The organism is Paraburkholderia rhynchosiae (assembly GCF_002879865.1).
GTDB classification, from domain to species: domain Bacteria; phylum Pseudomonadota; class Gammaproteobacteria; order Burkholderiales; family Burkholderiaceae; genus Paraburkholderia; species Paraburkholderia rhynchosiae.
This window is the reverse complement of sequence record NZ_PNXY01000028.1, coordinates 1-25,606: the sequence shown is the minus strand read 5'-3', so window position 1 is coordinate 25,606 and position 25,606 is coordinate 1. Positions and strand designations below refer to the sequence as shown.

Annotated in this window: 21 protein-coding genes, 1 tRNA gene, 1 rRNA gene and 1 pseudogene; 10 read left to right on the top strand and 14 right to left on the bottom strand. The window is 62.5% G+C overall.

The window, feature by feature from the left end:
* Nucleotides 1–66: 66 nt before the first annotated feature.
* Nucleotides 67–591: a TadE/TadG family type IV pilus assembly protein gene (locus tag C0Z16_RS28890; RefSeq protein WP_102635477.1), complete on the top strand. Its 525-nt coding sequence runs from the start codon at nt 67–69 to the stop codon at nt 589–591.
* Between the two features lie 10 nt (nt 592–601).
* Nucleotides 602–1,723, top strand: a complete 1,122-nt coding sequence (locus tag C0Z16_RS28885) for a TadG family pilus assembly protein (RefSeq protein WP_102635476.1) — start codon at nt 602–604, stop codon at nt 1,721–1,723.
* 131 nt (nt 1,724–1,854) lie between these two features.
* On the opposite strand, the gene C0Z16_RS28880 is transcribed toward C0Z16_RS28885, so the two are convergent.
* From C0Z16_RS28880 to C0Z16_RS28870, 3 genes are all read right to left on the bottom strand, one after another.
* Nucleotides 1,855–2,469 (bottom strand): HD domain-containing protein, encoded by a 615-nt coding sequence (locus tag C0Z16_RS28880; RefSeq protein ID WP_102635475.1) that lies wholly within the window; start codon nt 2,467–2,469, stop codon nt 1,855–1,857.
* Between the two features lie 46 nt (nt 2,470–2,515).
* Nucleotides 2,516–3,565, bottom strand: coding sequence for a patatin-like phospholipase family protein (locus C0Z16_RS28875; RefSeq protein WP_102635474.1), 1,050 nt, complete (start codon nt 3,563–3,565; stop codon nt 2,516–2,518).
* Between the two features lie 85 nt (nt 3,566–3,650).
* The gene (locus C0Z16_RS28870) at nt 3,651–7,079 is read right to left on the bottom strand and encodes an adenylate/guanylate cyclase domain-containing protein (RefSeq protein WP_102635473.1); all 3,429 of its coding nucleotides are present in this window, start codon (nt 7,077–7,079) and stop codon (nt 3,651–3,653) included.
* A gap of 349 nt (nt 7,080–7,428) precedes the next feature.
* On the opposite strand from C0Z16_RS28870, the gene C0Z16_RS28865 reads away from it, so the two are divergent.
* Nucleotides 7,429–9,258 carry an ABC transporter ATP-binding protein gene (locus C0Z16_RS28865; RefSeq protein WP_102635472.1) on the top strand — a complete coding sequence of 610 codons (1,830 nt, stop codon included), beginning with the start codon at nt 7,429–7,431 and terminating at the stop codon, nt 9,256–9,258.
* A 43-nt stretch (nt 9,259–9,301) separates the two neighbouring features.
* On the opposite strand, the gene C0Z16_RS39000 is transcribed toward C0Z16_RS28865, so the two are convergent.
* A complete protein-coding gene (locus tag C0Z16_RS39000; protein WP_244201394.1) occupies nt 9,302–9,700 on the bottom strand; it encodes a hypothetical protein in 399 nt (132 codons plus the stop codon).
* 100 nt (nt 9,701–9,800) lie between these two features.
* Between C0Z16_RS39000 and selD the strand changes: the two genes are divergently transcribed.
* From selD to C0Z16_RS37530, 3 genes and pseudogenes are all read left to right on the top strand, one after another.
* Entirely contained in the window at nt 9,801–10,865 is a 1,065-nt protein-coding gene (gene selD, locus C0Z16_RS28855; RefSeq protein WP_102635471.1) for a selenide, water dikinase SelD, read from the top strand.
* Between the two features lie 108 nt (nt 10,866–10,973).
* Nucleotides 10,974–12,041 carry a tRNA 2-selenouridine(34) synthase MnmH gene (gene mnmH / locus C0Z16_RS28850; RefSeq protein ID WP_102635470.1) on the top strand — a complete coding sequence of 356 codons (1,068 nt, stop codon included), beginning with the start codon at nt 10,974–10,976 and terminating at the stop codon, nt 12,039–12,041.
* Between the two features lie 24 nt (nt 12,042–12,065).
* Nucleotides 12,066–12,212, top strand: a pseudogene (locus C0Z16_RS37530) (permease); the annotation flags it as partial.
* A gap of 260 nt (nt 12,213–12,472) precedes the next feature.
* Here the strand turns inward: C0Z16_RS37530 and C0Z16_RS28845 are convergent.
* Nucleotides 12,473–13,216, bottom strand: coding sequence for a GntR family transcriptional regulator (locus C0Z16_RS28845; RefSeq protein ID WP_102635469.1), 744 nt, complete (start codon nt 13,214–13,216; stop codon nt 12,473–12,475).
* A 166-nt stretch (nt 13,217–13,382) separates the two neighbouring features.
* On the opposite strand from C0Z16_RS28845, the gene C0Z16_RS28840 reads away from it, so the two are divergent.
* Together C0Z16_RS28840 and C0Z16_RS28835 are read left to right on the top strand one after the other, a co-directional pair.
* Nucleotides 13,383–14,699 carry an MFS transporter gene (locus C0Z16_RS28840; protein ID WP_102635468.1) on the top strand — a complete coding sequence of 439 codons (1,317 nt, stop codon included), beginning with the start codon at nt 13,383–13,385 and terminating at the stop codon, nt 14,697–14,699.
* Nucleotides 14,700–14,701: 2 nt separating this feature from the next.
* Nucleotides 14,702–15,595: an amidohydrolase family protein gene (locus C0Z16_RS28835; protein WP_102635467.1), complete on the top strand. Its 894-nt coding sequence runs from the start codon at nt 14,702–14,704 to the stop codon at nt 15,593–15,595.
* A gap of 89 nt (nt 15,596–15,684) precedes the next feature.
* On the opposite strand, the gene C0Z16_RS28830 is transcribed toward C0Z16_RS28835, so the two are convergent.
* The 8 genes from C0Z16_RS28830 to C0Z16_RS28795 all read right to left on the bottom strand — a co-directional run bounded on the left by C0Z16_RS28830 (nt 15,685) and on the right by C0Z16_RS28795 (nt 23,344).
* Nucleotides 15,685–15,761, bottom strand: a tRNA-Val gene (locus C0Z16_RS28830).
* A 79-nt stretch (nt 15,762–15,840) separates the two neighbouring features.
* Nucleotides 15,841–17,343: a M81 family metallopeptidase gene (locus tag C0Z16_RS28825; RefSeq protein ID WP_102635466.1), complete on the bottom strand. Its 1,503-nt coding sequence runs from the start codon at nt 17,341–17,343 to the stop codon at nt 15,841–15,843.
* Nucleotides 17,340–18,638, bottom strand: coding sequence for a Zn-dependent hydrolase (locus tag C0Z16_RS28820; protein ID WP_102635465.1), 1,299 nt, complete (start codon nt 18,636–18,638; stop codon nt 17,340–17,342). Before C0Z16_RS28820 ends, C0Z16_RS28825 begins: the two co-directional genes overlap by 4 nt.
* Before the next feature lie 32 nt (nt 18,639–18,670).
* Nucleotides 18,671–19,372, bottom strand: coding sequence for an ABC transporter ATP-binding protein (locus tag C0Z16_RS28815; protein WP_102635464.1), 702 nt, complete (start codon nt 19,370–19,372; stop codon nt 18,671–18,673).
* On the bottom strand, nt 19,369–20,136 hold the full coding sequence (locus C0Z16_RS28810; protein ID WP_102635463.1) for an ABC transporter ATP-binding protein: 768 nt from the start codon (nt 20,134–20,136) through the stop codon (nt 19,369–19,371). The genes C0Z16_RS28815 and C0Z16_RS28810 overlap by 4 nt, the downstream gene beginning before the upstream one ends.
* A complete protein-coding gene (locus C0Z16_RS28805) occupies nt 20,133–21,197 on the bottom strand; it encodes a branched-chain amino acid ABC transporter permease (RefSeq protein WP_102635462.1) in 1,065 nt (354 codons plus the stop codon). The genes C0Z16_RS28810 and C0Z16_RS28805 overlap by 4 nt, the downstream gene beginning before the upstream one ends.
* Nucleotides 21,194–22,054: a branched-chain amino acid ABC transporter permease gene (locus C0Z16_RS28800; protein WP_102635461.1), complete on the bottom strand. Its 861-nt coding sequence runs from the start codon at nt 22,052–22,054 to the stop codon at nt 21,194–21,196. Before C0Z16_RS28800 ends, C0Z16_RS28805 begins: the two co-directional genes overlap by 4 nt.
* 81 nt (nt 22,055–22,135) lie before the next feature.
* Entirely contained in the window at nt 22,136–23,344 is a 1,209-nt protein-coding gene (locus C0Z16_RS28795) for an ABC transporter substrate-binding protein (protein WP_102635460.1), read from the bottom strand.
* A 242-nt stretch (nt 23,345–23,586) separates the two neighbouring features.
* On the opposite strand from C0Z16_RS28795, the gene C0Z16_RS28790 reads away from it, so the two are divergent.
* Both C0Z16_RS28790 and C0Z16_RS28785 read left to right on the top strand, forming a co-directional pair.
* Nucleotides 23,587–24,444 (top strand): FadR/GntR family transcriptional regulator, encoded by an 858-nt coding sequence (locus tag C0Z16_RS28790; RefSeq protein ID WP_102635459.1) that lies wholly within the window; start codon nt 23,587–23,589, stop codon nt 24,442–24,444.
* A 478-nt stretch (nt 24,445–24,922) separates the two neighbouring features.
* Nucleotides 24,923–25,387 carry a hypothetical protein gene (locus tag C0Z16_RS28785; RefSeq protein ID WP_102635458.1) on the top strand — a complete coding sequence of 155 codons (465 nt, stop codon included), beginning with the start codon at nt 24,923–24,925 and terminating at the stop codon, nt 25,385–25,387.
* 78 nt (nt 25,388–25,465) lie between these two features.
* Here C0Z16_RS28785 and rrf read toward each other — a convergent pair.
* Nucleotides 25,466–25,579 (bottom strand): 5S ribosomal RNA (rrf, locus tag C0Z16_RS28780).
* Nucleotides 25,580–25,606: the final 27 nt, after the last annotated feature.

The following is a 25,606-nucleotide window of genomic DNA, read 5'->3' as shown; positions in this document are numbered from 1 at the left end:
CAAGGACAGGACGCGGCGCTCACCAATCGGACAACCCGAACGAATAGCGCTCAAAGGGGAACAGAAATGAGCCAGAAAACGAGACAGTTCACCGGGCATGCCGGGTCGAAAAATACGGGGCGCCGGCAAAAGAGCCCGGCTGAATCACACCATGCTTCTGCGTTGCTCGCCTCACGCCGGTGTGGATCGCGCCGTCAGGCAGGCGTGGCCGCGGTGGAATTCGCATTAATCCTGCCGCTGCTGTTGCTAGTCATATTTGGAACCGTGGAGCTTGGGATTGCCCTTTACGACAAGGCAGTGATTACCAATGCCAGTCGGGAAGGAGCCCGTGCGGGGATTGTGCTCAAGAGCCCGAAGCCCACCAGCACGGACATTAAAAACGTCGTGCAGAGCTACACGTCCTCCTATCTGGTCACGTTCGGAACGGCCAGCACGCCGACGGTTACCCAGACAGGTCAGGGCGGCACGTTCGGTACCCCACTCTCGGTGACGGTTTCCTATCAGTACGCCGGGTTAGGACTGGGCGCGATGCTGTCCGCTTTGACGGGGCCGATCACGCTGTCCGCCACCACGGTCATGAACAACGAATAAGGAGACTGTCATGCGCACGGGAGAAAGCAGAAGGAAACAGGAAGGGGCAGTGGCCGTTACTGTCGCGCTTGGCATGATATTCCTGTTGGGGATTGCAGCTCTTGCCATTGACATCGGCAATCTGCTGGTCGCACGCAGCCAGCTTCAGAATGCGGCCGACGCCGCGGCGATGGCGGGCGCCGGATGCCTGATGCGGCGCACCGAATGCGGCAACACCACCGCCACCCAGCCGGATTGGACGACAGCAGCCGCAAAAGCGTCGACCTTCTCGACGTCCACCGCGACAAACCAGGTACAAGCTGCCTATGTGAAGGCCAGTACGGTAGCGACCGGGTACTGGAACGCCACAGGCACGCCATACGGTCTGGAGTCGCTGCCGTTCACACCCGGAGCGTCCGATTTGCCGGCGGTTCAGGTGACTATCCACAAAGACGGGTCGAACGCGAACGGGGCGGTCCCAGTGTTTCTGGGCAGTGTGCTTGGCGTCCAGATTCTGAAAGCCAGTGCGGTGGCCACCGCGGTGCTTTCCACGCCAGGTAATGTGGGTCCAGGCGGGTTGTTTCCGTTGGCAATGTCCAAGTGCTTATACGACAACTACTGGAATTCGAGCACCAGTTCCCCGAAGTTGTCACCGGATAGCAGTACGCTGCCCGGAACAACCGTTTCACAACAAAAGGGTCAACCCTACTTTTTCCAGATCGGATCGAGCTACCATTACGGCTCGTGTTATTCGGGGCAGTGGACGACGTTTGATGTCAATAACAACAGTGCCAGCTATGCGAGGGGCTTGTTGGCGAGCGGCAACAGTACCACTTTCTCCATCGGAGCTTCACCGGGTACGTGGATCCAGACCGGTACGGAGAACACACTCTTTGATGGCGCGGCCGCCTGTAGTGCCGCGGGCAATGGGCAATGCGCGTGGGCGACTGTTGCTGTGGTGGCCGACCCGAACACCAGCGGGTTTCAGCCCGTCGTGGCGTTCGCTTGTCTGCACATTCTGGATGCTCAGAAGGGCTCTCAGCCGTACGTTCTCGTGCAGATGTCCAACGACATGAGTCATTGCAAGACACCCAACTCGGGAGGAGTGGGACCGAATTATGGTGCCTACACTCCGCCGAGGTTGGTGCAGTAAGTGCGTGCAAGATGTACAAGAAAGGCTTCCCGGGCGCCCGTCAGCCGCTTTGTCATCCGGTCAGCTTCAGCCCGATTCGCTGGTCTAAGCTCATGATCAGGTGTGAGTGATTCAGCGCCACTGTGTCAGTGTTATTTGGGCATCGGCAGGCCGAGTCGCCATGTCAGATTACTGCGCGCGCGCATCTCGCATCGCGCATGGAAAAAGTCCGTGTAGTAGATGCGCGGACGCGCCAGCAGACCGCCGAGAATCGTCCGTTCGTGCAAGTCGTACGCGCAGTCGTCGAGGTCGGGGCGCTCCGCTCTGAGGCGCACGCCGTCCTCGCGAAACCGGCTGCGGGGAGCACCGAGCATCGCGAGATCGATGTCGCACGCGAAACGGCCGTCCAGTCCGGCCGGCACCCGCGCGTGCCTTGTCGCCAGAATCATTGCGCAGACGCGCTCGCACACGGGGACGCGGCCGTCGGTCCGGCGCCGTAACCAGTCCGCGCTGCGCTGCTCGTTGTCCGCCGCGCCAGGCACGTAGATCACGTCGTGGCACCACAGCGCGAGTTCGACGGCATCGGGATCGGGAATCGCGCCGTCCGCCAGATCGAGCTCGCGCAGGCAGCAGCGCACATGCCGCAGCGTATGGTAATGACGGGCCGGCTCCGCATAGCATCGCGCAAGATCGACATAGACATCCTCGGCGCGCGCGCCGCCGCTGCGCGACCACAACGAGACGAAGCGCGCTTGCGTCAGATTCATCCCGGCTCCTTTCGCACGACTGCCTACACCGCCGTGATCGTGGTGTTCAGAGAAACTCCCTGCGAATGTCGATAGTCGATCGATGCCCGATGTTGCCGTGGTGATGCGCGAGCCACGCATCGGCTTCGCGCCTGCCGTTGTCCCGCAGCTCGCACAGGAATCCCCAATCGGCGTTGTACTTGCTGGACACGCTGAGCGCGCACATCGCGTCGTCGGCACGAATCGAATGAATCAGCATTTCCCTCATCTCGCCGCGATCGATCTTGCCTTGCTGGATCAGTTCGGTGACGAACGCGATCGCACGCATCTCGCGCATCAGCGACGAGTTGAAGCTGATCTCGTTGATGCGGTTGAGGATCTCCGCCGTCGTGATCGGCACGCCGCGGCGCACGAGCGGATTGATGTGCACGATCACGACGTCGCGGGTCTTGCAGTTGTAGATCAGCGGATAGATGGCCGGATTGCCCATGTAGCCGCCGTCCCAGTAGTGTTCGCCGTCGATCATGACCGCCTGGAACAGCGTCGGCACGCATGCCGATGCGAGCACCGCGTCCGCGCAGACATCGTCGCCCGTGAAGATACGTATTTTTCCCGTTTCGACGTTGGTCGCGCACAGGTACAGCCGGATCGGACACTGCTTGCGCAGCGCGGCAAAGTCGACGTGGCTCTCAAGCACCTCGCGCAACGGATTCAGGTTGTGCGGATTGAACTGGTACGGCGAGAAGACGCGCAGCACCATGTCGGCGAATGCATAGAGCGGCGAATGATCGAGCCCGAAGCTGTGCGTCCCTTTCAGCCACGGCGTCCAGCGCAACGGGTTGTAGCGCTCGGCGGATTGCGCGACCGCTTGCCAGAAGTCATGCAACGCCTGCTGCGCGCCGCCCTCGCCGCCCTTCATCAGCCCGTATGCGAGCACCGCGGCGTTCATCGCGCCGGCGCTGGTCGCGCTGACGCCTTCGATCGTGAGTCTGCCGTCCTCGAGCAGCCGGTCGAGAACGCCCCACGTGAACGCGCCGTGCATCCCGCCGCCCTGCAAAGCCAGCGCGATCTGCCTGGGCGCTTCATCGCCGCGACGTCTTGTGTGCGTGGTCGTCATGCCCGTCTCCTCGGTCTCCGCGGACCGGTGTCAAGCACCAGGCAGCACGCCGGCTCGCCGTTGGCTGCCGTATGCCGCGATTCGTTTATCCATCGCTCAAGGCCAGCGCGTCCAGCAATGCTTTCGCGTCGCGCATATCGGCTGTGTCGAAGCCTTCTGTGAAGCGCTCGTACACATTCGACAGCGCCTGACGTGCGTCGGCCGTCTTCCCTTGCCGTTGCCACAGCCGGGCGAGGCCCGACACCGCGCGCAATTCCAGCGATCTGGCACCCTGCTGGCGAGCCAGCGCAATCGCCTGGTGAAAACAGCCCGCGGCTTCGTTGTTCAACCCGACCGGCAACATGCTGCCCTTGAGCCGGTACAACTCGGCCTCATAACAATGCTCGCCGGATTTCTCCACGATCGACATGGCCTCTTCGAGCATTCCGAGACCCGCCTCCCTGTCCCCCGCGCGCCAATAGCTGTCGGCAAGCAGAGCCAGAAAATACGGACGCTGGTCTTCGCCACCGGCGGCCCGCTGCGCATCGAGTCCCCGGCGCATCTGGGCGATTCCCTCCGGAATGCTTCCCTGCTCGCTTATCGCCCAGCCGCGCAGAAGCATTCCCCATGCGAGCCAGTACGGCAGTCCCTGCTCGGTCGAGAGCGTAATGATCGCTTCGGCATGCTCATGAGCAAGCGACGACTCGCGCCGCAGTTGATGCAACTGGGCCGCGTAAGTGAGGCTGAACGCCAGAGTCGGGCCATAGGCAAGCTTCTGTGCGAGGGCAAGTGCCTCCAGGCTGCGCTTGCGCGCCTGATCGGGGTATCCCTGAAACCATAAGGTCAGAACGAGGAAGTTCAGAGCCCGGATGCCCGGGTCCACGCCGTGCGCGAAGACGTGGGCCTGATGCTGCTCGGGGTCGTAGATGGCAAGTGCTTGCTCCACGTGAGTGCGAGCAGCGTCGAGATTGCCTTGCAGGAAAGAGCACGAGCCCAACGCGCCATGCGCCTCCATGAGCAGGCTGGGATCCTTTGCGCGGCGCGCCGTGACGAGCATCTGCTTGCCCAGTTCATACGCGGTCGCGTACTCCGCGCGCACCAGATGATGGATCCGCAATCCCAGTTGCGCCGCAAAGCGCTGCGACGTCTCGCCGGTCCGCTCGCACAATGCCAGCGCGCGCGTATAGGTCGCCGCGACTTCCGGCGCACCGTAGCCGCGCACATCCATCAAGGCCGGCCCCAGCGTGAGCAGCAGCGCCAGTTCCCGTTGCGCGCGTGCAGGGGTGTCGGGCAAACGCTTGAGCAACGTCAGCGCTGCGCCGAGATGATGCATCGCATCCGGATGGGCAGCGTGGCGCAGCGCCTGTTGGGCCGCACGATGCAGGTACTCCACCGCTTTCGGAAGGTTGCCGCTCAGGCTGTAGTGATGCGCCAGTTCGCTGCAGTAATCCGCAATGCGCGTAGGGAACAGCGCCTCGATCGCCTGCGCAGTGCGCTCGTGCAGCGCGCTGCGCCGTTCCGTGAGCAGCGAGTGCCCGGCCACTTCCTGGGTCAGCGCGTGCTTGAACGAATAATCCACTTCCGGGAACGCGGGTCGCTCGTAGATGAACTCCGCGGCTTCGAGGTGAGCCAGCAGGCGGCGCAGATCGTCGTCGTGCGCCGCCTGATCGCCGCAGATGCGCCGGATCAAGCTGAACGGAAACTCGTGGCCGATCACTGCGAGAGTCTGCAGCAACTCCTTCTCCTCAATGGGAAGCCGGTCGATACGGGCGGCCAGCACGCCTTGCACGGTGGTCGGAATATGCAGTGTCGCCGGAGTCTGCTCGATCCGGTAACGGCCGACATCGCCAAGCAGCGATTTCTCCTCGGCGAGCGTCTGGACCACTTCCTCCATGAAGAATGGATTGCCCTCCGTCTTCTCGAGGATGAGCTGCTTGAGAGGCGCGAGGGTGGGATCGTCGCCGAGCAGCGCCGTGAGCAGTCCCTGGGCTTCGGCCGGGCCAAGCGGTTCGAGCCGAAGCTGGCTGCAATGGCTCGCGCGCTCCCACGCAGGCTGATACTCCGGCCGATAGTTCACAAGAAGCAGAACCCGGGCGCCCGGCACGTGTTCGATCAGGTACGCGAGGAAGGCTTCGGTCTCGCGGTCCAGCCATTGCAGGTCCTCGAACAACAGCTCGATCGGCTGATTGCGGCTCTCGCGCGCGAGAAGTTGCATGATTGCGTCGAAGGTCCGCTCGCGCCGTATCCGCGGATCCATCTCGGCGAGCGCCGAACCGGGTTCGCCGATGCCAAGCAGATAGAGCACGTAGGGCACGAGATCTTCGAAACTGCGCTCGAGTGCCAGCGCTTTGCCGATGACCTTTTCCCGGCAGCGCCGCTCGTCGTCCTGCGCGGTGATGCGGAAATAGTTCTTCAGAAGCTCGATCAGCGGCAAATTGGCAAACGCCTTGCCGTGCGATACCGAGAACGTCTCCAGCACCAGACAGCCGCGGCGCGAACGCTCCTTGAATTCGTGGAAGAGTCTCGACTTGCCGACACCCGCTTCGCCGACCACACCGACGACCTGCCCATGCCCCGCCCTGATCGCTTCAAGTGCCCGGTTGAGGTGCTCGATTTCGGCCGTGCGCCCGACGAAACGGGCGAGGCCGCGATGCGCCGCCAGTTGCAGGCGCGTGCGCAATGCACCGGGGCCCAGCACCTCGTACACGGACAGCGGCGCGGGAATGCCTTTAAGTTGGGTCGCCCCAAGCGCCTTGAACTCGAAATAGCCTTCGGCCAGCTTGTGAGTGGACTCGCTGACGAGGATCGACGTGGGCGTGGCGATTCCCTCGATCCGCGACGCGATGTGGATCGTGTGCCCAACCGGATCGTAATCGGTGTGCAGATCGTCGGTCCGGATCGAGCGCACGACGACTTCGCCGGTGTGAACACCCACACGGATCTGCAAAGGAATGCCTTCCTCCAGACGAATCCGGTCGCCATGCCGGCGCATCGCCTGCTGCATCCGCAACGCCGCGAAGAGCGCGCGCTGCGGATGGTCTTCATGGGCGATCGGCGCGCCGAACAGCGCGAGGATGCCGTCGCCGAGCGACTTCGCCACGTAGCCTTCGTAGTAGTGGACGGCTTCCATCATCAGCGCGACGACGGGTCTGATGAGGCGATGCGCCACTTCCGGATCGAGGTTATGGATCAAAGCCGTGGAGCCGGCCATGTCCGCGAACAGCGCCGTGACGGTCTTACGTTCGCCCGCAGTTTCGCCCCGAGCTTCCATGGCCGCGCGTTCGGCGCGGATGCGCTCGGCAAGGTGATGCGGCGTGTAATGGATGGGCGCCGGCGGCGGCTCGGAAGCGGACGGGGAATGCAGGGATGGTGTTGCCGACGCCTCGCTCAGCGGCGCTCCGCACTCGCTGCAGAATCGGGCGGCTGGCCCCGCCTCGTGTCCGCAACGCGGACACGAGCGCGCCAGCGTGGCCCAGCATGCTTCGCAGAATCGAGCCCCGGTGAGATTCTCAAACCCGCAGTTTGTGCAGCGCATACAACCCTCTTCCTGCCAAGGGTCAACAATTGAACATTATGCGCCGCCTATCTGTGGATATTCATGTCGTGAGCGAAAGCCGTTCACGGCGGGCGGGGCGCGCGTCACTTCTTTCAACGCATTCTTGTAACCATTACGACTGCGGTTTGACTTCGCGGAACAGGATGTTTCCCGTTCGACGCAGTGTCGCCGCGATGCGCTCAGGATACCAACGTAGTTGCTGGCAGCGCGCGGCGGCGGCGCAAGGCATGGTGCTTGCGATCCAGTTGTTTCGCCGGTCACATGGAACACCTCCCTTCTCGGAAGGCAAACCTGTCGCCCACCGGCGCGCAAGTTCGGGAAGGGCACCATGGAACTCGTCGAGCAGAGCGATCGGAGCCGCGCGAGCCGCGTGCGCGAGCGGCGGCGTTCGCGTGTTCTCTCCCGTTACGCGGGCCGGCCCATTCGTCTTATCTGGCGCTATGTCGCGCGTCACAAGGTGGCGCATGCCGTTGTGCTCATCAGCGTGATCAGCGCAGTCGGCTTTGCGCTTGCCTCGCAATATGGCATCCGCAATCTGATCGACGCGCTGCCTCACGGACGCGCTCATCCGGAGACGGTCGCGTATGCGTTTGCCGTGCTCGTCGGCCTGATCCTGGCGGATAACCTGTTGTGGCGCGTGGCCGGCTGGGTTTCGGCGCGCGCATTCGTGAGAGTCACGGGCGACATCCGCCAGGACATGTTCGACTATTTGCTGGGACACGCGCCATCGTTTTTCGCTGACAAGCAACCGGGCGTGCTATCGAGCCGCGTGTCGGCCACGGCCAACGCGGTGTACGTGATCGAAAACACGGTTGCCTGGACCGCCTTGCCCCCGACGCTGACCGTCATCGGCGCGATCTTCATGGTCGCAACCGTGAGCCTTCCGATGAGCGTTGCGCTCGTCGCTATTTCCGCGCTGCTCACCGCGTGTCTATTCTGGCTCGCGCGCAAAGGCACTTCGCGGCATGAGGCGTTCGCGAACAAGGCGGCTTCGGTGGACGGCGAGCTCGTCGACGTGATCGGCAATATGGGACTGGTGCGCGCGTTCAGTGCAGTGAACGCAGAGCTGCGGCGCTTCGACGGCCACCTGAATGCCGAGGCCGAAGCGCGCAAAAACAGCCTGCTCTACCTGGAAAAATTGCGCCTGCTGCACGCGCTCGTGACGACGTTGCTGTCGGCGGGCGTGCTCGGGTGGACCGTTTGGCTGTGGACGCAAGGCAGAGCGACCACCGGCGATGTCGTCCTCGTCGGTTCATTGGGTTTTGCGATCCTGCATGGCTCGCGCGATGTCGCTGTCGCGTTCGTCGATTTGACGCAGCACGTGGCGCGTCTCGCGGAAGCCTCACAAACTTTGCTCACGTCTTATTCGATGCCGGAAGCGCCCAAGGCCATGCCGCTTATCGTGCGTGAAGCGACTGTCGATTTCCACAACGTATCGTTCGCTTATCCGGGACGCAGAACTGTACTGAACGACCTGACGCTGCATATCCAGGCAGGCGAACGCGTCGGACTGGTCGGACCGTCCGGCGCCGGCAAATCGACCGTGCTTGCGCTGCTTCAGCATTTCTACGAAGCGGGCAGCGGATGCGTGCGCATTTCCGGTCAGGACATTTCGCAAGTGACGTTGGAAAGCCTGCAGGCCGCGATGTCGGTGGTGCCGCAAGACGTCGCGCTGTTTCATCGCTCGTTGCTCGACAACATCCGCTATGGCTGTCCCGAGGCAAGCGAAGCCGAGGTGAAGCGCGCATGCGAAGACGCGAGCTGCATGGACTTTATCGCGGCATTGCCGGACGGTTTGAACGCGATTGCCGGTGACCGCGGCACCAAGCTGTCGGGCGGGCAACGTCAGCGCATAGCGATTGCCCGCGCGATCCTGAAGGACTCGCCGATACTGCTGCTCGACGAAGCGACCTCCGCGCTCGACACCGCCTCGGAAATTGCGATCCAGGCCGCGCTCGAACGTCTCATGAAAAATCGCACCGTGATTGCAATTGCGCATCGGCTTTCGACGTTGCAATCGTTCGATCGCATCATCGTGATGAATCGCGGCCGTGTCGTGCAGGAAGGCACGCCCGCGCAACTGGCTCTGGTGCCGGGCATCTATCGGGACACATTGGCGCGTCATAGCCGGCGAGCGCCGGCGCATACGCTCAACTGACGCGAATATGCGTCACTGTATGCACTATTCTCTGTTGCAGACGTTAGCCGTCAACGCGTTCGCCTTCCCTTTTGATCAACTCGATGAGGCGCTTTGCCGGCATTCGATAACTGGTCTGCTGCTGCACGCCCCATTCCGAGCGCTCGGTTTCGACAAGCAAAACGAAGTTGCCGTCCGGACTCGCTTCGAGATGCTGCATATTGAGCATTTCCTCGCCGGCAATATCTTTCTCCTGCCCGAGCGTCATGACACCTTTCGCGCCACATCCCATGCCACGCCTCCATGCCGTTGCCGCCAGCGGTCGCGGGTCTGCCTGGTTGCGTGCAGCGTTGCCCGCATCGACCCGAATGTGTTCCAGCAAAGGGCGTACCGGCGAGGCGGGATAGCGTTTTCGCCAGGCGCGCGTGGCGACGAGATTGGGAAACGCAATCGCATCCGCCATCCGGCACGGCTCGACGCACCGCATGTCAGGCCAAGGCCACAGCGCGCCGCATCGACAACCCTCATAATGCGAGCATTCAAAGCCATAAATTCGCACCATCATGATCGACGCCCACACCAACGCAAGTTCATCGCCCCGCCTGACCAGCCTGTCGCACGGCGGCGGCTGCGGTTGCAAGATCGCGCCGGGCCTGCTCGCGGACCTGCTTAAGCGCAGTGCGCCGCTGCCGTTCTTCCCCGACCTGCTGGTCGGCAACGATACCGCCGACGACGCCGCCGTCTACAAGCTCAACGACGAGCAGGCGATTGTCGCGACCACCGACTTCTTCATGCCGATTGTCGACGATCCGTTCGAGTTCGGCCGGATCGCCGCCACCAACGCGCTCTCCGACGTCTATGCAATGGGCGGCAAACCGCTGATGGCGCTGGCCATCGTCGGGATGCCGATCAACGTGTTGCCGCACGACGTGATCGCGGCGGTGCTCAAGGGCGGCGAATCGGTTTGTGCCGACGCCGGCATTCCGCTCGCGGGCGGCCATTCGATCGACTCTGTTGAACCCATCTACGGTCTGGTGGCCATCGGCGTGGTCAATCCGCGGCGCGTGAAGCGCAACGCGGGCGCGCAAGCCGGCGACGTGCTGATACTCGGCAAGCCGCTCGGCGTCGGCGTGCTGTCGGCGGCGCTCAAGAAAGACCGGCTCGATGCCAACGGCTATGCCGCGATGATCGGCGCGACGACCAAACTCAACCGGCCGGGCGCCGACCTGGCCGCGCTCGACGGCGTGCATGCGCTCACCGACATCACCGGCTTCGGCCTGCTCGGCCATACGCTGGAACTCGCGCGCGGCTCGAACCTGACCGCGCGCGTGCGCTACGCCGATCTGCCGTGGCTGCCGGGCGTCGTCGAGCTGGCGCAAGCCGGCATTTTCACGGGTGCGTCGGGGCGCAACTGGGACGCTTACGGCAAGGACATCACGTTGCCGGCAACGCTTGCCGCAACCGCGCGCACCTTGCTGACCGATCCGCAAACCTCTGGCGGCCTGCTGGTTTCGTGTTCGCCCGACGCCGTGAACGACGTCCTCGCCCTCTTCCACGCCGATGGTTTTGGCGACGCTCGCGTGATCGGGGAAATGGTCAGCGGCGCGGGGCGCGTCGAAGTGATCTGAGCGCTTCGCGAGCGGGCGAGCGGGACGGGCCGGAAAGGGGTGCGCTGCCGCCACGCGCGGCACATGCGATAATTTCGCTCTTCCCGGCGCCTTTCGGTCTGTAACCCCTTGAAAAACCTACTCGTCAGCCTCGATCAAGCAGGTGATTTCGATGAAATCATCGATGTACGCACGCCTCTCGAGTTTGCCGAGGACCACATTCCGGGCGCGATGAACGCGCCGGTGCTGAGCAACGAGGAACGGGTGCTGGTCGGCACCATGTACAAGCAGGTGTCGCCGTTCGAAGCCACCAAAGTGGGCGCGGCGCTGGTGGCGCGCAACATCGCGCTTCATCTGGAAACCACGTTTGCGGACCGGCCGCGCAACTGGCGCCCCCTGATCTATTGCTGGCGCGGCGGCAAACGCTCGGGCTCGGTCACATCGCTCTTTAACATGATCGGCTGGCCCGCGCGTCAACTCGACGGCGGCTACAAGACCTATCGGCGGGCGACTGTCGAGGCGCTCACCACCTTGCCGAGAAATTTCCGCTATGTCGCGCTGGTCGGCCCGACCGGCAGCGGCAAGACGCGGCTGCTCGCCGCGCTCCACGAAGCGGGCGCGCAGACGCTGGACCTCGAAGCGCTGGCCGCGCATCGCGGCTCGCTGCTCGGCGCGTGGGCGGGCATCGCGCAGCCGTCGCAGAAGGGCTTCGACACCTTGCTGGTGAGCGCGCTGCGGGGCTTCGATCCCGCGCGCCCTGTGTTCGTCGAAGCCGAGAGCCGCCGCATCGGCTCAGTCGCGTTGCCGCTCGCGCTGCTCGAAACGTTTCATCGCGGCGCCTGCGTGGAAGTGGCGACGAGCCGCGAAGATCGCTCGACGTTCCTGCTTAAAGACTACGCGCACCTGTTCGACGATCCCGAATCGCTGAAGGCGCAACTGCAACGTTTGATCGGCTTGCATAGCCGCGAGCGCGTTACCGGCTGGCAACAACTCGTCGACGAAAACCGTCGCGCCGAACTCGCGAACGAGCTGATCGAGCAGCACTACGATCCCGCGTACGCGCGCAGCAGCCATCAGCATTTCGAGCAATTGCCACAAGCGCTGCCAATCCAGTTCCGGCCAAACGACGCCGACGTCGTCGATCAGGCCAGAGCGCTGCTCGCACAACTGGATAAGCATTCGCTCGCTGTCGTCTGATTCAACACCAACGTTAAGACCAATATGCAATCAACCCTTCGTCAGCCCCGCGTCGCGCTTGGCTGGATCGTGTTTCTCGCGATCGCCGTCGTCGGACTCTTCTATGTGAAGTGGTTCCCGTATTACAACCGCGCGTTCGTCGCCGCGAGCCAGCATTCGATCGGCAAGTCGCGATGAGCAGTGGCATTAACCGCCACGCCATCTTTTTCATGACCTGCTGCTCGAATGCTACGGGTGTGGACATGGTTTCTCCGCTGTTGCTCCGCTCGCCGCGTATCCTTGCGAACCGGTCGAATCGGCTTAAATTGATACAGTCATATATATGTTTGTATGAATTGCGCGCGGACGCCATGGGGTGATACCCGCATAGCGCGGGTCGTCGCGCGTCGGGTCGGAGCTTTTAGCGTTAGAGGAAATGCCGGCAAAATCGCCTAGCGGATTTCGACCTGATACTGGAATGTATCGGCGGCGCCGCGCGTGCTGCGCCATTCGAACGGCGCGCCGGCGAAGTCGGACGCAACCCGGTGAACCACAATCACCGGGCTGCCTGTTTTGATGCCGAGCAGGGATGCCGTTTCGGCGGTAGCCTGTTCAACGCGGAGTATTTCCGTCGCCGAGGCCACCACCTGCTTGCAGAGTCGCTCGTAAAGCGGGTACAGCAGGTCTTCGAACTGATCGAGCGGCAACGTGGCGAGCACGTCGAAACGCGCGCGCGGCAGCCAGATTTCCTCTGACAAAACCGTGCGCCCTTCGATCAGCCGCACGCGCGACAGATGAATCGCCTTCTCCGACGCCTTCATCTGCAAGGCAATGCGGATCTCTTCACTGGGCTTGACGACCTCGCGTTTGAGCACGCGCGCCGTGGGGCGCACCGGCTGGCCGTCGCGCGACACGAAGCGAAAAAAACGGAAAAGCGACGAGTCGAAACGCGGCCGCCGCACGAACGTGCCCTTGCCCTGAGTGCGCGTGAGCACACCGTCGCTCACCAGCAAGTCGATCGCCTTGCGCACGGTGCCGGTCGATACGTTGTAGAACTGGCCCAGTTCGGCCTCGGTGGCGATGGCCTTTTCGGGCGCCCATTCGCCGGCGGCAATGCGGCTGACGAGGTCGTCGCGCAATTGCTGGTAACGGGGCAGCCGGTCGTCCGGCTTTGACGCGAAAGACGCCGTATTCATGGATTCATACAGTTATACAGAGGAGTAACTACTGTACCGCATCCGCCTGGTTTCGGACGAGCAAGGGTTATTACGCAATGACTTGCCGCCGGATCGGGCGCAGAATTCATACAGTCATATATATGAATACATGAATCGACAGCAGGAAGAACGGACGGAGATGGCTATGTTCACGTGGTACAAGCAGAGCACGCCAGTCGAGCGCAATACCTTCTGGGGATGTTTCGCCGGCTGGGGACTGGACGCGCTGGACGTCCAGATGTTCACGCTCGCCATTCCCGCGATTATCGCGGCGTATGGCATCGACCACACGCAGGCGGGCGCGATCAGCAGCGTCACGCTGATCTCATCGGCGCTCGGCGGCTGGATTGCCGGCGCGCTATCGGACCGCTTCGGCCGCGTGCGAACCTTGCAGATGACGATTCTCTGGTTCGCCGGTTTCACCTTCCTCTGCGCGTTCGCACAAAATTTCCCGCAACTGTTGCTGCTCAAAGCGCTACAGGGTTTCGGATTCGGCGGCGAATGGGCCGCAGGTGCAGTGCTGATGGCCGAGACGATCCGCACCGAGCATCGCGGCAAGGCGATGGGCGCGGTGCAGAGCGCGTGGGCCGTCGGCTGGGGCGCAGCGGTTCTGGTCTACGCCGCCGCGTTTTCATGGCTACCCGCCGACACGGCCTGGCGCGCAATGTTCGCAGTCGGCCTGTTGCCCGCCGGACTCGTGCTGTTCGTACGGCGCAATCTGAAAGAGCCCGTGCGCGTCGCTCCGGTCGGCGTCAGCGCCGGCCCCAAAGTGTCCGCGCTCGCTCAGATCCTGCAGGTGTTCCAGCCGCGCGTGCTGCGAACGACCCTCATCGGTGCGCTGCTCGGCACCGGCGCTCACGGCGGCTACTACGCGATCATGACGTGGCTGCCCACGTTCCTCGCGAAGGAGCGGCACCTGTCGGTGCTGAATACCGGCGGCTACCTCGCGGTCGTGATCGTCGCGTTCTGGTGCGGTTGCATGCTGAGCGCCTATCTGCTCGATCGCATCGGCCGGCGCCGCAACATCGCGCTGTTCGCTTTCTGCTGCATCGTCACTGTGCTTGCGTACGTCATGCTGCCGTTGACGAATATGCAGATGCTCGTGCTCGGCTTTCCGCTGGGCCTGTTTGCCGCTGGCATTCCGGCGAGCCTCGGCCCGCTCTTCAACGAACTGTATCCCGCCGACATGCGCGGCACCGGCGTCGGCTTCTGCTACAACTTCGGACGCATTGCATCGGCGGGTTTTCCGGTGCTGGTCGGCTACATGAGCCATTCGATGTCGCTCGGCGCGGCCATCGGCATTGACGCGGCCGTCGCATACGGCCTCGCCATGATCGCCGTGCTGCTGCTTCCCGAAACGCGCGGCAAGCGTCTGCGTGGCGCGGCGCAGGAACCGTCCGCCGGTGCCTCGTCCGACTCGGCCGACGCAGCCCGTCTCACCCTGAACCCTCCGCGTAGTTGAATATGAACGCATCCGCATCATCACTCCCGTTTGCGCAAGGTGGCGTCGACACGCACGCGCATGTTTTCGAGCGCGGCTTGCCCTTGAGCGGCGAGCGGCGCTACGCGCCCGCCTATGGCGCAACGCTCAGCGACTATCTACCGCTCCTGAACGCGCACGGAATGACGCATGCGGTCCTCGTGCAGCCGAGCTTTCTCGGCACGGACAACCGCTACCTGTTGCAGGCGTTGTCCGTCCACGCCGAGCGTCTGCGCGGCGTCGCGGTGGTTGCGCCCAGCGTTACCGAAGATGAACTCGCGGACCTGCAACGGCGTGGCGTGACGGGGATTCGCCTGAACCTGATGGAACAGGCGCTGCCGGAGCTTGGCGCGCAGCCGTGGACGTCGCTATTCGACAACGTTGCGCGACTGGGCTGGCATGTCGAGCTACACAGAAACGCAGTCGATCTCGCGCCGATCATCGACCGGCTTCTCGATCGCAGCGTGCGAGTCGTCGTCGATCATTTTGGCCGGCCCGATCCGGCATTGGGCACCCAGGACCGCGGTTTCAAAGCGCTGCTCGGTTACGGCAAAACGGGCCGCGTGTGGGTGAAGGTGTCGGGCGCGTATCGCTGCGCAACGCCGGCCTCGACATTCGTCCTCGATGCGATGGCGCAACTGATCGAGCAGTTCGGCTCCGAACGATTGATGTGGGGCAGCGACTGGCCGCATACGCAATTCGAAGCGGTGATGGGGTATGGCGAATCGTTGTCGACGCTGCTCGGCGCCGGTCTTGACGCGGCCGCACTCGACGCGATTCTGCGTACGACGGCGCTGTCGTTCTATGGATTCGACGTCGAACCAGTCGCGCACGATTCATCCGCAACGGCGCGTTTTGCAACGCGCGATGTGAGTTGAATGCGGATGGAAAGCGACGATGTGAAGTCACTGCCTGGACAGGACAGTAGACGAAAGCGGAGCCGCTTTCGCCTACATCACTGATGCGTTGGTAGGCTCGATTGGATTCGAACCAACGACCCCCACCATGTCAAGGTGGTGCTCTAACCAACTGAGCTACGAGCCTGTAGAGGCGCGAATTATAGAGAGTCTCTCCAAACTGCACAAGAGCCAAACGGCGTTCATGTTATCGCCGCTCGCCTCGTTCAATGCGCCGCGTTCCGGTCGGCATGTGCATCGAGTGGAAAGACCGGACGCTTCACGTTCCTGAAAGCGAACAGTCGATAATCGGAGCTCGTCACGCCGCGGCTATCGCATTCCACGAGGCCGGCAGAAATCGGCACGAAAACCGGACGGCAGTACATGCGCGATTTAAGCAGCAGAAAGCGCGCGCGACGCGGGTCGATGCCGACGCTTTCGAACACACCAAGGTCCCACGGTTCATGCGTGTGCTCGGTCACGACGAGCTTGACCGTGCCGGTGTCGAGCACCGCCGCGCGTCCCATGTGGGCGCGCTGCCCGGTGTAGGTCGGGCCGCTGATCACGTACTCGCCATCGGTCAGTGCACGCACGACGCCGGTCAGCGCGACCGGCGGACGCGGCGTGACCGCGCTGCTTGCGACCTTGTTGCCGATCGTGACGGTCACGTTGCTACCGACGCCCGCGGCCATCAGCGCGGCCACCGCTTGCGGATCGCACAGCGGCCCGGTGACGATGCCTTCGAGATTCTGCCGTAGCGCTTCTTCGAGCAGGTCCATTGTGTCGCACGTGCCGCCCGACATGCAGTTGTCGCCATGATCCAGCAGCAGCACCGGCTTGTCGGCGTCTTTCGCGAGCGCCGCGGCTTGCGCAACCGACTCCGCGAGCGGCGCGCTGCGATAGACGAAATCCTCACGTTCATTCCAGATTTGCTGCGCGATGCGCTCGGCCACCGCTTCCGCTTGCTCGCGCTCGCCATTGCCGACGACTACGACGCTGATACACGGCGCCTCGATATCCGCGAGCGAAAAGCCGGACAGCACCGAGACCGCGAGCATGCCGTCTGCCTCGGCCGCGCGCGCGGCATCGACGGCACGCTTCATCGCGCCCTCGGCGGTCGCACTACGCAGCGTGTGAGTGAGCAGCGGCGGCTGACGCCATGCGATCACCGGCTTCGCTTCGCCATGCATGAGCGCGAACATCAGACGCGCGGCATGGGCGCCGGTTTCATACATATCGACGTGCGGGTAAGTCTTGAAGCTGACGATCACGTCGGCGTTGTCGATCATTTTCTGTGTGACGTTGCCGTGCAGATCCAATGCGACGGCAAGCGGTGCGTGAGGCAACGCGGCGCGCACGCGTTCGAGCAGATCGCCTTCCCCGTCGTTCGAATTCTCCGCGACCATCGCGCCATGCAGATCGAGCATCACGGCATCGCAGCCGGGAGCGGCTGCAAGAATCGCGTCGCAGATCGCGTCATATGCGGCGGCTTCGACGGGGCCGCTCGGATTCGCCGCCGCCGACACAGGCGTCACGATCTGCGCGCCTTCGCGCTCGGCTGCGTCGATGAACGCGGCCATGGCGGTCTGCATGCCCTTGTTGTCGTTGAACGCGTCCTCGCCGAAACTCGGGCCATTGCTCGTACCGTTCTGGCCGAAGGCGGACAACGGCGTAGCCACCGGCGAGAACGTGTTGGTCTCGTGATTCATCCGCGCGATGAGGATTTTCATATGCTGGAGGCCTCTGACACTGGCGTTGTCCGCACAGTTTGCGCCGCTTTCAACATGGCGTGCAACAACACATTGCAGCCCGCTTCCAGGTGATCTGCGCGCGCGTCCTCGATCTCGTTGTGGCTGATGCCGTCCTTGCATGGCACGAAGATCATCGCGGCGGGAGCAACGCGCGCGAGATACACCGCGTCGTGCCCGGCGCCGCTGATCACGTCCATCGACGAAAAGCCCAGCATGTCCGCGCCTTTCTTGACGGCGGCCACCAGCTCCGCGGCGAACGGTTGCGGCGCGAAGTAGACGACCGGCTCGATGTCCACCGTAATGCCCGCGTTCGCGCTCGCGGCCGAGCACGCTTCACGCAGCGCGCTATCCATCGCGGTGAGCGTGGCGTCGTCGGCGGCGCGCAGATCGGCCGTCAGCTTCACGCGCCCTGGAATCACGTTGCGCGAGTTCGGATGCACGTCGACCCAGCCCACCGTGCCGCGGCCATGCGGCGCGTGATCGAGCGCGATGCGGTTGACCGCGTGGATCAGATCCGCGGCAACGAGCAACGCGTCGCGGCGCAATTCCATCGGCGTGGGGCCTGCGTGCGCTTCCATGCCATGCACTGTCACGTCGTACCAGCGTTGACCTAGCGCGCCTTGCACGATGCCGACAGTCTTGTCGTGCGCTTCCAGCACCGGGCCCTGTTCGATGTGCGCTTCGAAATATGCACCAACGGTATGCGGTCTCGTGTTTTCGCCAACATAGCCGATGGCCGCCAACGCGTCGCGCACGGAGATGCCATCGCGATCGCGCTGCTCGAGCGCATGTTCCAGCGTGAACGCGCCGGCGAACACGCCTGAGCCCATCATCACCGGAACGAAGCGCGAGCCCTCTTCGTTCGTCCAGACCGCGACTTCCAGCGGCGCAAGAGTTCTGACGTTTGCATCGGCCAGCGTGCGCAGCACTTCGAGACCGGCGAGCACGCCATAGTTGCCGTCGAATTTGCCACCGGTCGGCTGTGTGTCGATGTGACTGCCTGTCATCACAGGCGGGAGGTCGTCGCGCAATCCCGCGCGGCGCGCGAAGATATTGCCGATGGCATCGACTCGCACCGTGCAGCCAATTTGCTTCGCCCAACTAACGAACTGATCTCGCGCGATGCGGTCCAGTTCGGTCAACGCCAACCGGCAAACGCCGCCCTTTTCCGTCGCGCCGATCTGCGCGAGTTGCATGAGACTGTTCCAAAGCCGTTCCCCATCGACGCGCAAACGATCAGGCGTGTGCGTGCCCTGTGATTCATGAACTTGCATCAATGCTTCCTCATAGTGAAGTCGGCGTGGGCTCAGACGACGCCGACGCCCAGATAGCGGTCCTTGATCGAGTCGTCGGCAGCGAACGACGAGTTGTCGCCCGAATAAACGATCACGCCCTGTTCGATGATGTAATGACGGTCCGCGAGTTGCGTACAGACTTCGAGGTTCTGCTCGACGAGCAGAATCGCCACGCCCGCTTCGCGAATAAGCTTCAGTTGCGCCACGATCTCTTCGACGATCACCGGCGCGAGACCCTCCACCGGTTCATCGAGCATCAGCAGGCGCGGATGATTCATCAGCGCGCGGCCGATCGCGAGCATCTGCTGTTCGCCGCCGGACAGCTGTCCGCCGCCATTCGTGCGCCGCTCTTTCAGCCGCGGAAAAATGCGGTAGATGTCGTCGAGTTGCCACGGCGAGTCTTTGCGCGCGCCAAGCCGCAAGTTTTCTTCGACAGTGAGCAGACGAAAAATGCCACGATGTTCGGGCACGAAGCATACGCCGCGTGACGCAATCTTGTGCGCCGGCAAGCCGCTTATCGCTGCGCCGTTGAACATCACGCTGCCGTTCTTCGGCGCGACGACGCCGGCAATCGCCTTGAGTGTGGTCGATTTTCCCGTGCCGTTGCGGCCCAGCAGCGTGACCGTTTCGCCTTCGCCGATCTGCAAGGAAACGCCTTGCAGGATGTGACTTTTCCCGTAGAAGCCGTGAATCTGCTGCACGTCGAGAATCATGCGCGGCCTCCGGTGATCATGTTGCCGAGATAGGCGCTGCGCACGCGCTCGTCGCCGCGAATTTCGTCGGGTCGCCCTTCCACCAGTACGCGCCCTTGCTGCATCACAGTGATCGTGTCCGAGATGTCCATCACGATGCCCATGTTGTGCTCGATCAGCACGACGGTGTAGTCGTCGCGCAGGCCGCGAATCAGGCGCTTCATATCGTCGAGATCGTCGATACCCATGCCCGACGTCGGCTCGTCGAGAAAGATCGCCTTGGGCCGCGCGGCGAGCGCCATGCCGACTTCCAGCCGTCGCTGCTGGCCGTGCGAGAGCGCGCCCGCCGGCACCTTGCTGAAACGCTGCAACGCGAGGCGCTCGAGTACGCCGTCGACGGTATCCTTATGCGCCAGTGAACCGTGCGGTGGCGTCCATGCATTGAGCGCGCGTATGGCGTCGACGCCTTGCGCGGCGAGTCGCAGGTTTTCGCGCACGCTCAGATTGGCAAACAGACTCGTCACCTGAAACGATCTCGCGACGCCGCGACGCACACGCTTGTAATCTGGCTCATGCGTGACGTTGTGTCCGTCGAAAACAATGGTCCCCGCGGTGATCGGCACGGTGCCGGTCAGCACATGAAAGAGCGTAGTCTTGCCCGCGCCATTCGGACCGATTACCGAATGCACGGTGCGCGGCATGATGCGCAAGGTGACCTCGGAGAGCGCCGTGAATTTGCCATAGCGCTTCACCACGCCGCTTGCTTCAAGAATTGCCTCGCTCATATGCGCTCCCTTGCGGCGTCGTCGCCTGCATCGGCTGCTTCGGCTTCTGAACGGCCCCGTAGTGCCTGCCAGATACGTTCGCCCAGTCCCCATAGACCGCGTTGCATGTAGAGGCTCACCGCCATCAGCACGATGCCAAGTAGAAGTAGCCAGCGCGGCCACAACGTCGAGAGCCAGTCGGCGAACAGCACATAGAACGCGGCGCCCAGCACGGAAGCAAACAGATTGCCGGTGCCGCCGATCACCGTCATCACGAGAATCATCTCGCTCGTGTGGTAGTCGATGTTGGAGAGCGGCGCAATACCGGTCATCAACGCATGCAGTGCGCCCGCAAGACCTGTTACGCCGCCGGAGATGACGAACGCCATCAGCTTGAAGCGCTTGACGTCGTAGCCGACAGCGGCGGCACGCGCTTCGTTGTCGCGGATCGCAAGCAGCGTGCGGCCGAACACAGAGTGCGAGACGCGCATCAACAACCAGAACACGACGAGGAAAAGCACCGCGACGAACCCGTAGTACTGCCACGGCGAGCTGAGCGGAACGAGTGTTTTGCCCAAGAACCCGAGCGCGGGGCGCGGAATGTCGAGCAGGCCATTGTCGCCCCCGGTCAGATCCGGCGTGGTGTAAGCGAGGAAGTAGAACAGTTGTCCAAACGCGAGCGTCAGCATCACGAAGTATGTGCCGCGCTGTCTGATCGAAAACCATCCGACGAGCGCGGCGGCTATCGCACCGACGGCGATTGCCGCGAAGAGCGCAATGGGCACGGGCAAAGCGGCTTTGGTGAGCACCAGGCCCGCGCTATAGCTGCCGAGTCCGAAGAAGATACCCTGCCCGAACGAAAGCAGCCCTGTGTGGCCAAGCAGAAGATTGCAGCCCAATGCGGCAAGCGCGAACACGAGTACTTCCGTGGCGAGCGAGCCCGAGCGCAGCGTCAACGGCAAAATGCACACGACCAGCAGCGCCAGCAACAGGAAACGATAACGATGCAATGCGCGTCCCGAGGCGCGTGCCGACATGCGCGGAGCAGCTTTCGTGACGGCAGACTTTGAAGTATCGATCACGCGGCTCTCCCGAGTAAGCCATTCGGCCGCAGCAAAAGAACAGCGGCCATCGCGACATAGATCATCAATCGCGCGCCCTCGGGCCACAGCGTGCTCATCACACTTTGCACGATACCCACTAACAGGCCGCCCACCAGCGCGCCGAGAAAGTTGCCCATGCCGCCCACCACCACGACGACGAACGCGACGCCGAGCGCCTCGATGCCCATGAAGGGATCGACACCGCGAATCGGCGCGGCGAGCACGCCGGCGAGCGCGGCCGTTGCGGCGCCGAGCGCGAACACGAGGCTGAACACGCGCAACACGTTGATGCCTAGCAGCGAAACCATCTCTGTCGATTCACTGCCCGCACGCACAGCACTGCCAAGACGCGTACCCTCCAGCACCCACCAGAGCAACGCGGCGAGCACGGCCGTAAAGCCGATCACGAACAGGCGATACTTCGGATAGACAAAGCTGCCCCAGATCACCACGCCGTTCAGCATGTCGGGAACAGGCACGTTGTCGCCGAGCGGACCCCACACGAGAATCGCGCATTCCTGCACGACGAGCGCGAGCCCTACTGTCACAAGAATATGAAACTCATGCTGCTGAGCGTAGACGTGCCGCAAGATCAGCTTTTCGATGACCCACGCCAATGCGCCGACAACAATCGGCACGACGATCAGTGCTGTCCAGAAGTTCATCGACCACTGCATCGCCTGATAGCAGAAGTAAGCGCCGAGCAGATAGAAGGCGCCATGCGCGAAATTCACGAAGCGCAGCAGGCCGAACACGATCGACAAACCGACCGCGAGCAGGAAATACAGCATCCCCACTCCGATACCGTTGACGATCTGAAGAAGATAAACGTTCATGGCGTCTGTGTGAAGATTAGCGAAACGTCACCGCTTTTGTGCGAGCCGCGGTGTTCCCGGCACTGCCACGCACGGCACGCATCAGGCCAGCTTGCAACCGGTCTTGTCGAGAGGCAGGAACGATTGGCCCGAACTGACGATATCCGCGTAATCATCGGCGTTTTTCATCTTGTTCTTCGCCTTACCCTTTAACAGGTAGTAGTTCTTCAGCACCTGATGATCGCCCTTGCGGACTTCTTCGGGGCCTGTCAGTCCGTCGTATTTCATGCCCTCGAGCGTGGCCACCACTTTCTTCGGATCGACATTGCCGGCCTTCACGATTCCGTCCAGCAAAATCTTCGTGCAGATATATGAGCCCGCCAGGCTGTAGTTGGGATTCGTCTTGAACGCCGCTTGCGTGCGTTTGACGAGATCGCGATTGAGCGGCGAATCGATTGCGTGCCAATACTGCGCGCCGAAATAGACGCCGTCGCACAAGTCGGCACCCAGCGACTCGAATTGCTCGAGACCGGACGCCCACGCGATCAGAATCGTGCAGTTGTTTTTCATGCCGAAGCTCACGGCCTGGCGAAGCGTGTCGGAAGATTGTGAACCGAAGTTGAGGATCAGCAAGACGTCCGGCTTCGCAGCGACCGCGTTCGTCAGATAGCCGCTGAACTCCTTCTCATTGAGCGAGTGATAACTGTTGCCCACATGCTCGATGCCCTTGTCCTTGAAGACGGCTTTCGCAGCAGACAGCAAGCCGTCGCCGAATACGTACTGCGGCGTGATCGTGTACCAGCGCCTGGCTTTCGGCATCATCTGGATCAACGGACGGACCGTCTGCTCGATCGCGCCATACGTAGGCACCGACCAGCGGAAAGTTGCATCGTTGCAGTCCTTTCCGGTGATTTCGTCCGCGCCGGCCGTGGTGATGAAAACGCCGCCGGCTTTCTGCACTTCCTTGCCCATCGCCAATGCTTCGGATGACAAAATACCGCCCGCAAAGAAGCGCGCGTTCTTTTGCTGTGCGATTTCCTGCACGCGGCGCACCGCCGTTGCAGGCTTGCCTTCGGTGTCGAGCACCGAGTACGCGAGCGGTTCGCCCAGCACCTTGCCATACTGTTCGATGGCCAGCTTCATACCGAGGTCGGCGTACTTGCCGTTGGCAGCGAACGCGCCTGACATCGGCACGGGGCAGGCGAATTGCACGCCCCCGGCCTGAGCGAAGGCGCTGCGCGCGACGAGCGAGCCCAGCGTACCTGGAACGGCCGACAGCGCGGCCAGCTTCAACATATCTCGGCGATTCAAAATGACGCTCCTTGGAAGAGACACGCACTGAACGACTGCGAAAACTTGCTGGCCGCCCGTGAAGTTTGATCACTTGGCTTTGTCCTATTTATCATGATAAATAGGTTTGACTTGATCGTAGGTATAATAAATTCCAGTGTCAATAAGGCAAAATTCCTGGAGCAACGAGGCGGATATGCTTGCGCTTGGCGTTGCGCGGCCGAACACCGATGGTGCAGCACACAAAATTAGGAGCATTGAAAATGGCCACGGATCGAGCCAAGGCAGGCGCCGCGATTGAGATCAAGCAGCAAAAGCGCGGCGATCTGGTCGCGGAGGAAATCAAGCGGCTGATCACAGAGAAGGACCTGAAGCCGGGCGACCGCCTGCCACGCGAGGTCGAGTTGCAGCAACTCTTTTCCGTGAGCAAGAGCACGATCCGCGAGGCGCTGAAGTCGCTCGAGGTGCAAGGGCTTATCAAGGTAACGACCGGCCCGAGCGGCGGCGGCATGGTGGTGGAGGTGCCGCTGGATCGAACGCTGCAGCTTTTGCAGAACTATCTGTTCTTCAAGGACGTGTCCATCGACGACATTTATACCGTGCGCAAGTTACTCGAGCCGGAGCTTGCGGCCGGCGCGGTGCCGCATCTGACCGAACAGGATTTCGAGGCGCTGGAGGCCAGCATTGCATGTTGCGATCGGCCGGCTTCGTCGCACGGCGGCCAGGATATCGTGCGGCAACGTCAGGAAGATGTGAACTTCCACGACATTCTTGCGGCCGCGAATCCCAATCCGTTTCTGCGTTTCAGCTGCGAGTTGATCAACGAGATGATCCGGCAACTGATCGAGTTTCGCAACGATACGCCGCAGGCCGAGCATGAGCGGTTCGGTCAGGCCAACGTCAAGATTCATAAGGCGATCACGAAGGCGGCGCGCGAGCGCGACGTCGAAAAGGTGCGCGAGCTGATGACGGTCCATATGACTGAAGCGCCGCGGTATGTGAAGCGGATGAAAGGGAAGCTGCGCGGACGATTGATTCTTGATTCGGAGATCCGGCGTCGCGTGCGGGCGCGTAGTGTTGCTCCGGTGGAGGATGCGGGTCGTGTGGTCGAGGGGGAATGATGCGGTTAGCGGGAGGTGGGCGCTGATGGCGAAGGATGCGGTCGGCCGGGGAGTGGTGGGCGCTGACGGCGGGACGCTGCGGTCGCCGTGGTGGTAGCCGCGACGGGAATGATGCGGTCAGCGACGGCGGTTGCCGCTGGCGGGGAATAGATGCAATCGGGGGTGGATGGAAGCCGCTGAGGAAATGAGGCCGTCCAAGAGGGGTGGCGGAGCGCCGACGGGAATGATGCTGTTGGCAACGGGTGGTGGCGGCTGACTGCGAATGATGCGGTCGACGGCATATGCTTGGCTATGCTTGGCTGTGGTTGACCTGCGGTCCGGGCGCAGCTGCTATTGCCTGCGGACGGAATCTTGCTCACGTTCCCTGCCTATTGAGCCAGCTGTGCCATCTGGCGTAGGCGGGCATCGGCGGGAACGGCTCAACCTTTTGCCGCGCGCGCCGTTATTGCATCTGCATAGGCACAATCATTGGACCTTCATGGCACAAGCTATTCCCTTTTCCCGTAACACTGGCGCTGCGCGGGCACGGCACGCCAAGGTGATGTTGCTGCCTATCGCCCGACAGACGGCTGACGACCTCGCGCTACGCGCACATCTGGCGCTAGATGCATTACGTCGGGGCAACGGCGGAATGGGCGATGCTCAGACACTGACACAAGTCATGTTATTGACCGGATTTTTGGCTGAATCGGGCTTCGGCGCTGCAACCGGCGAGCAACTCAGTGCGGCGGAACGCGAGATAGCCAAGGTGTTCGACATCGGACGGGATGCCGGAAGATGGGCGCTAGACAGTGCTGCATTCACGCTGTTCGCGCAAATTGCAACCAACTACGACCAGCAATTGCACCGCGCTCCGCTTTGGGCTGTCACCGAAGCCAGCGAACGACTGGACCGCTTTACGGCAGGGTTGCCGTATCAACTTCCGGCGCGGAAAAGGGCTTAGTTGTCTGCGCGGTGTTATCGCGCCGTAAACGCAGAAACCCCACCTTTTTCGGGGTGGGGTTTCTGGTGCTGCAGGGGAGCCTGACGATGACGTACTTTCACACGGGTAATCCGCACTATCATCGGCGTAGAGTCGTTTCACGGTCCTGTTCGGGATGGGAAGGGGTGGGACCGACTCGCTATGGTCATCAGGCATGACTTGTTGCGGTACTGCCTGGGG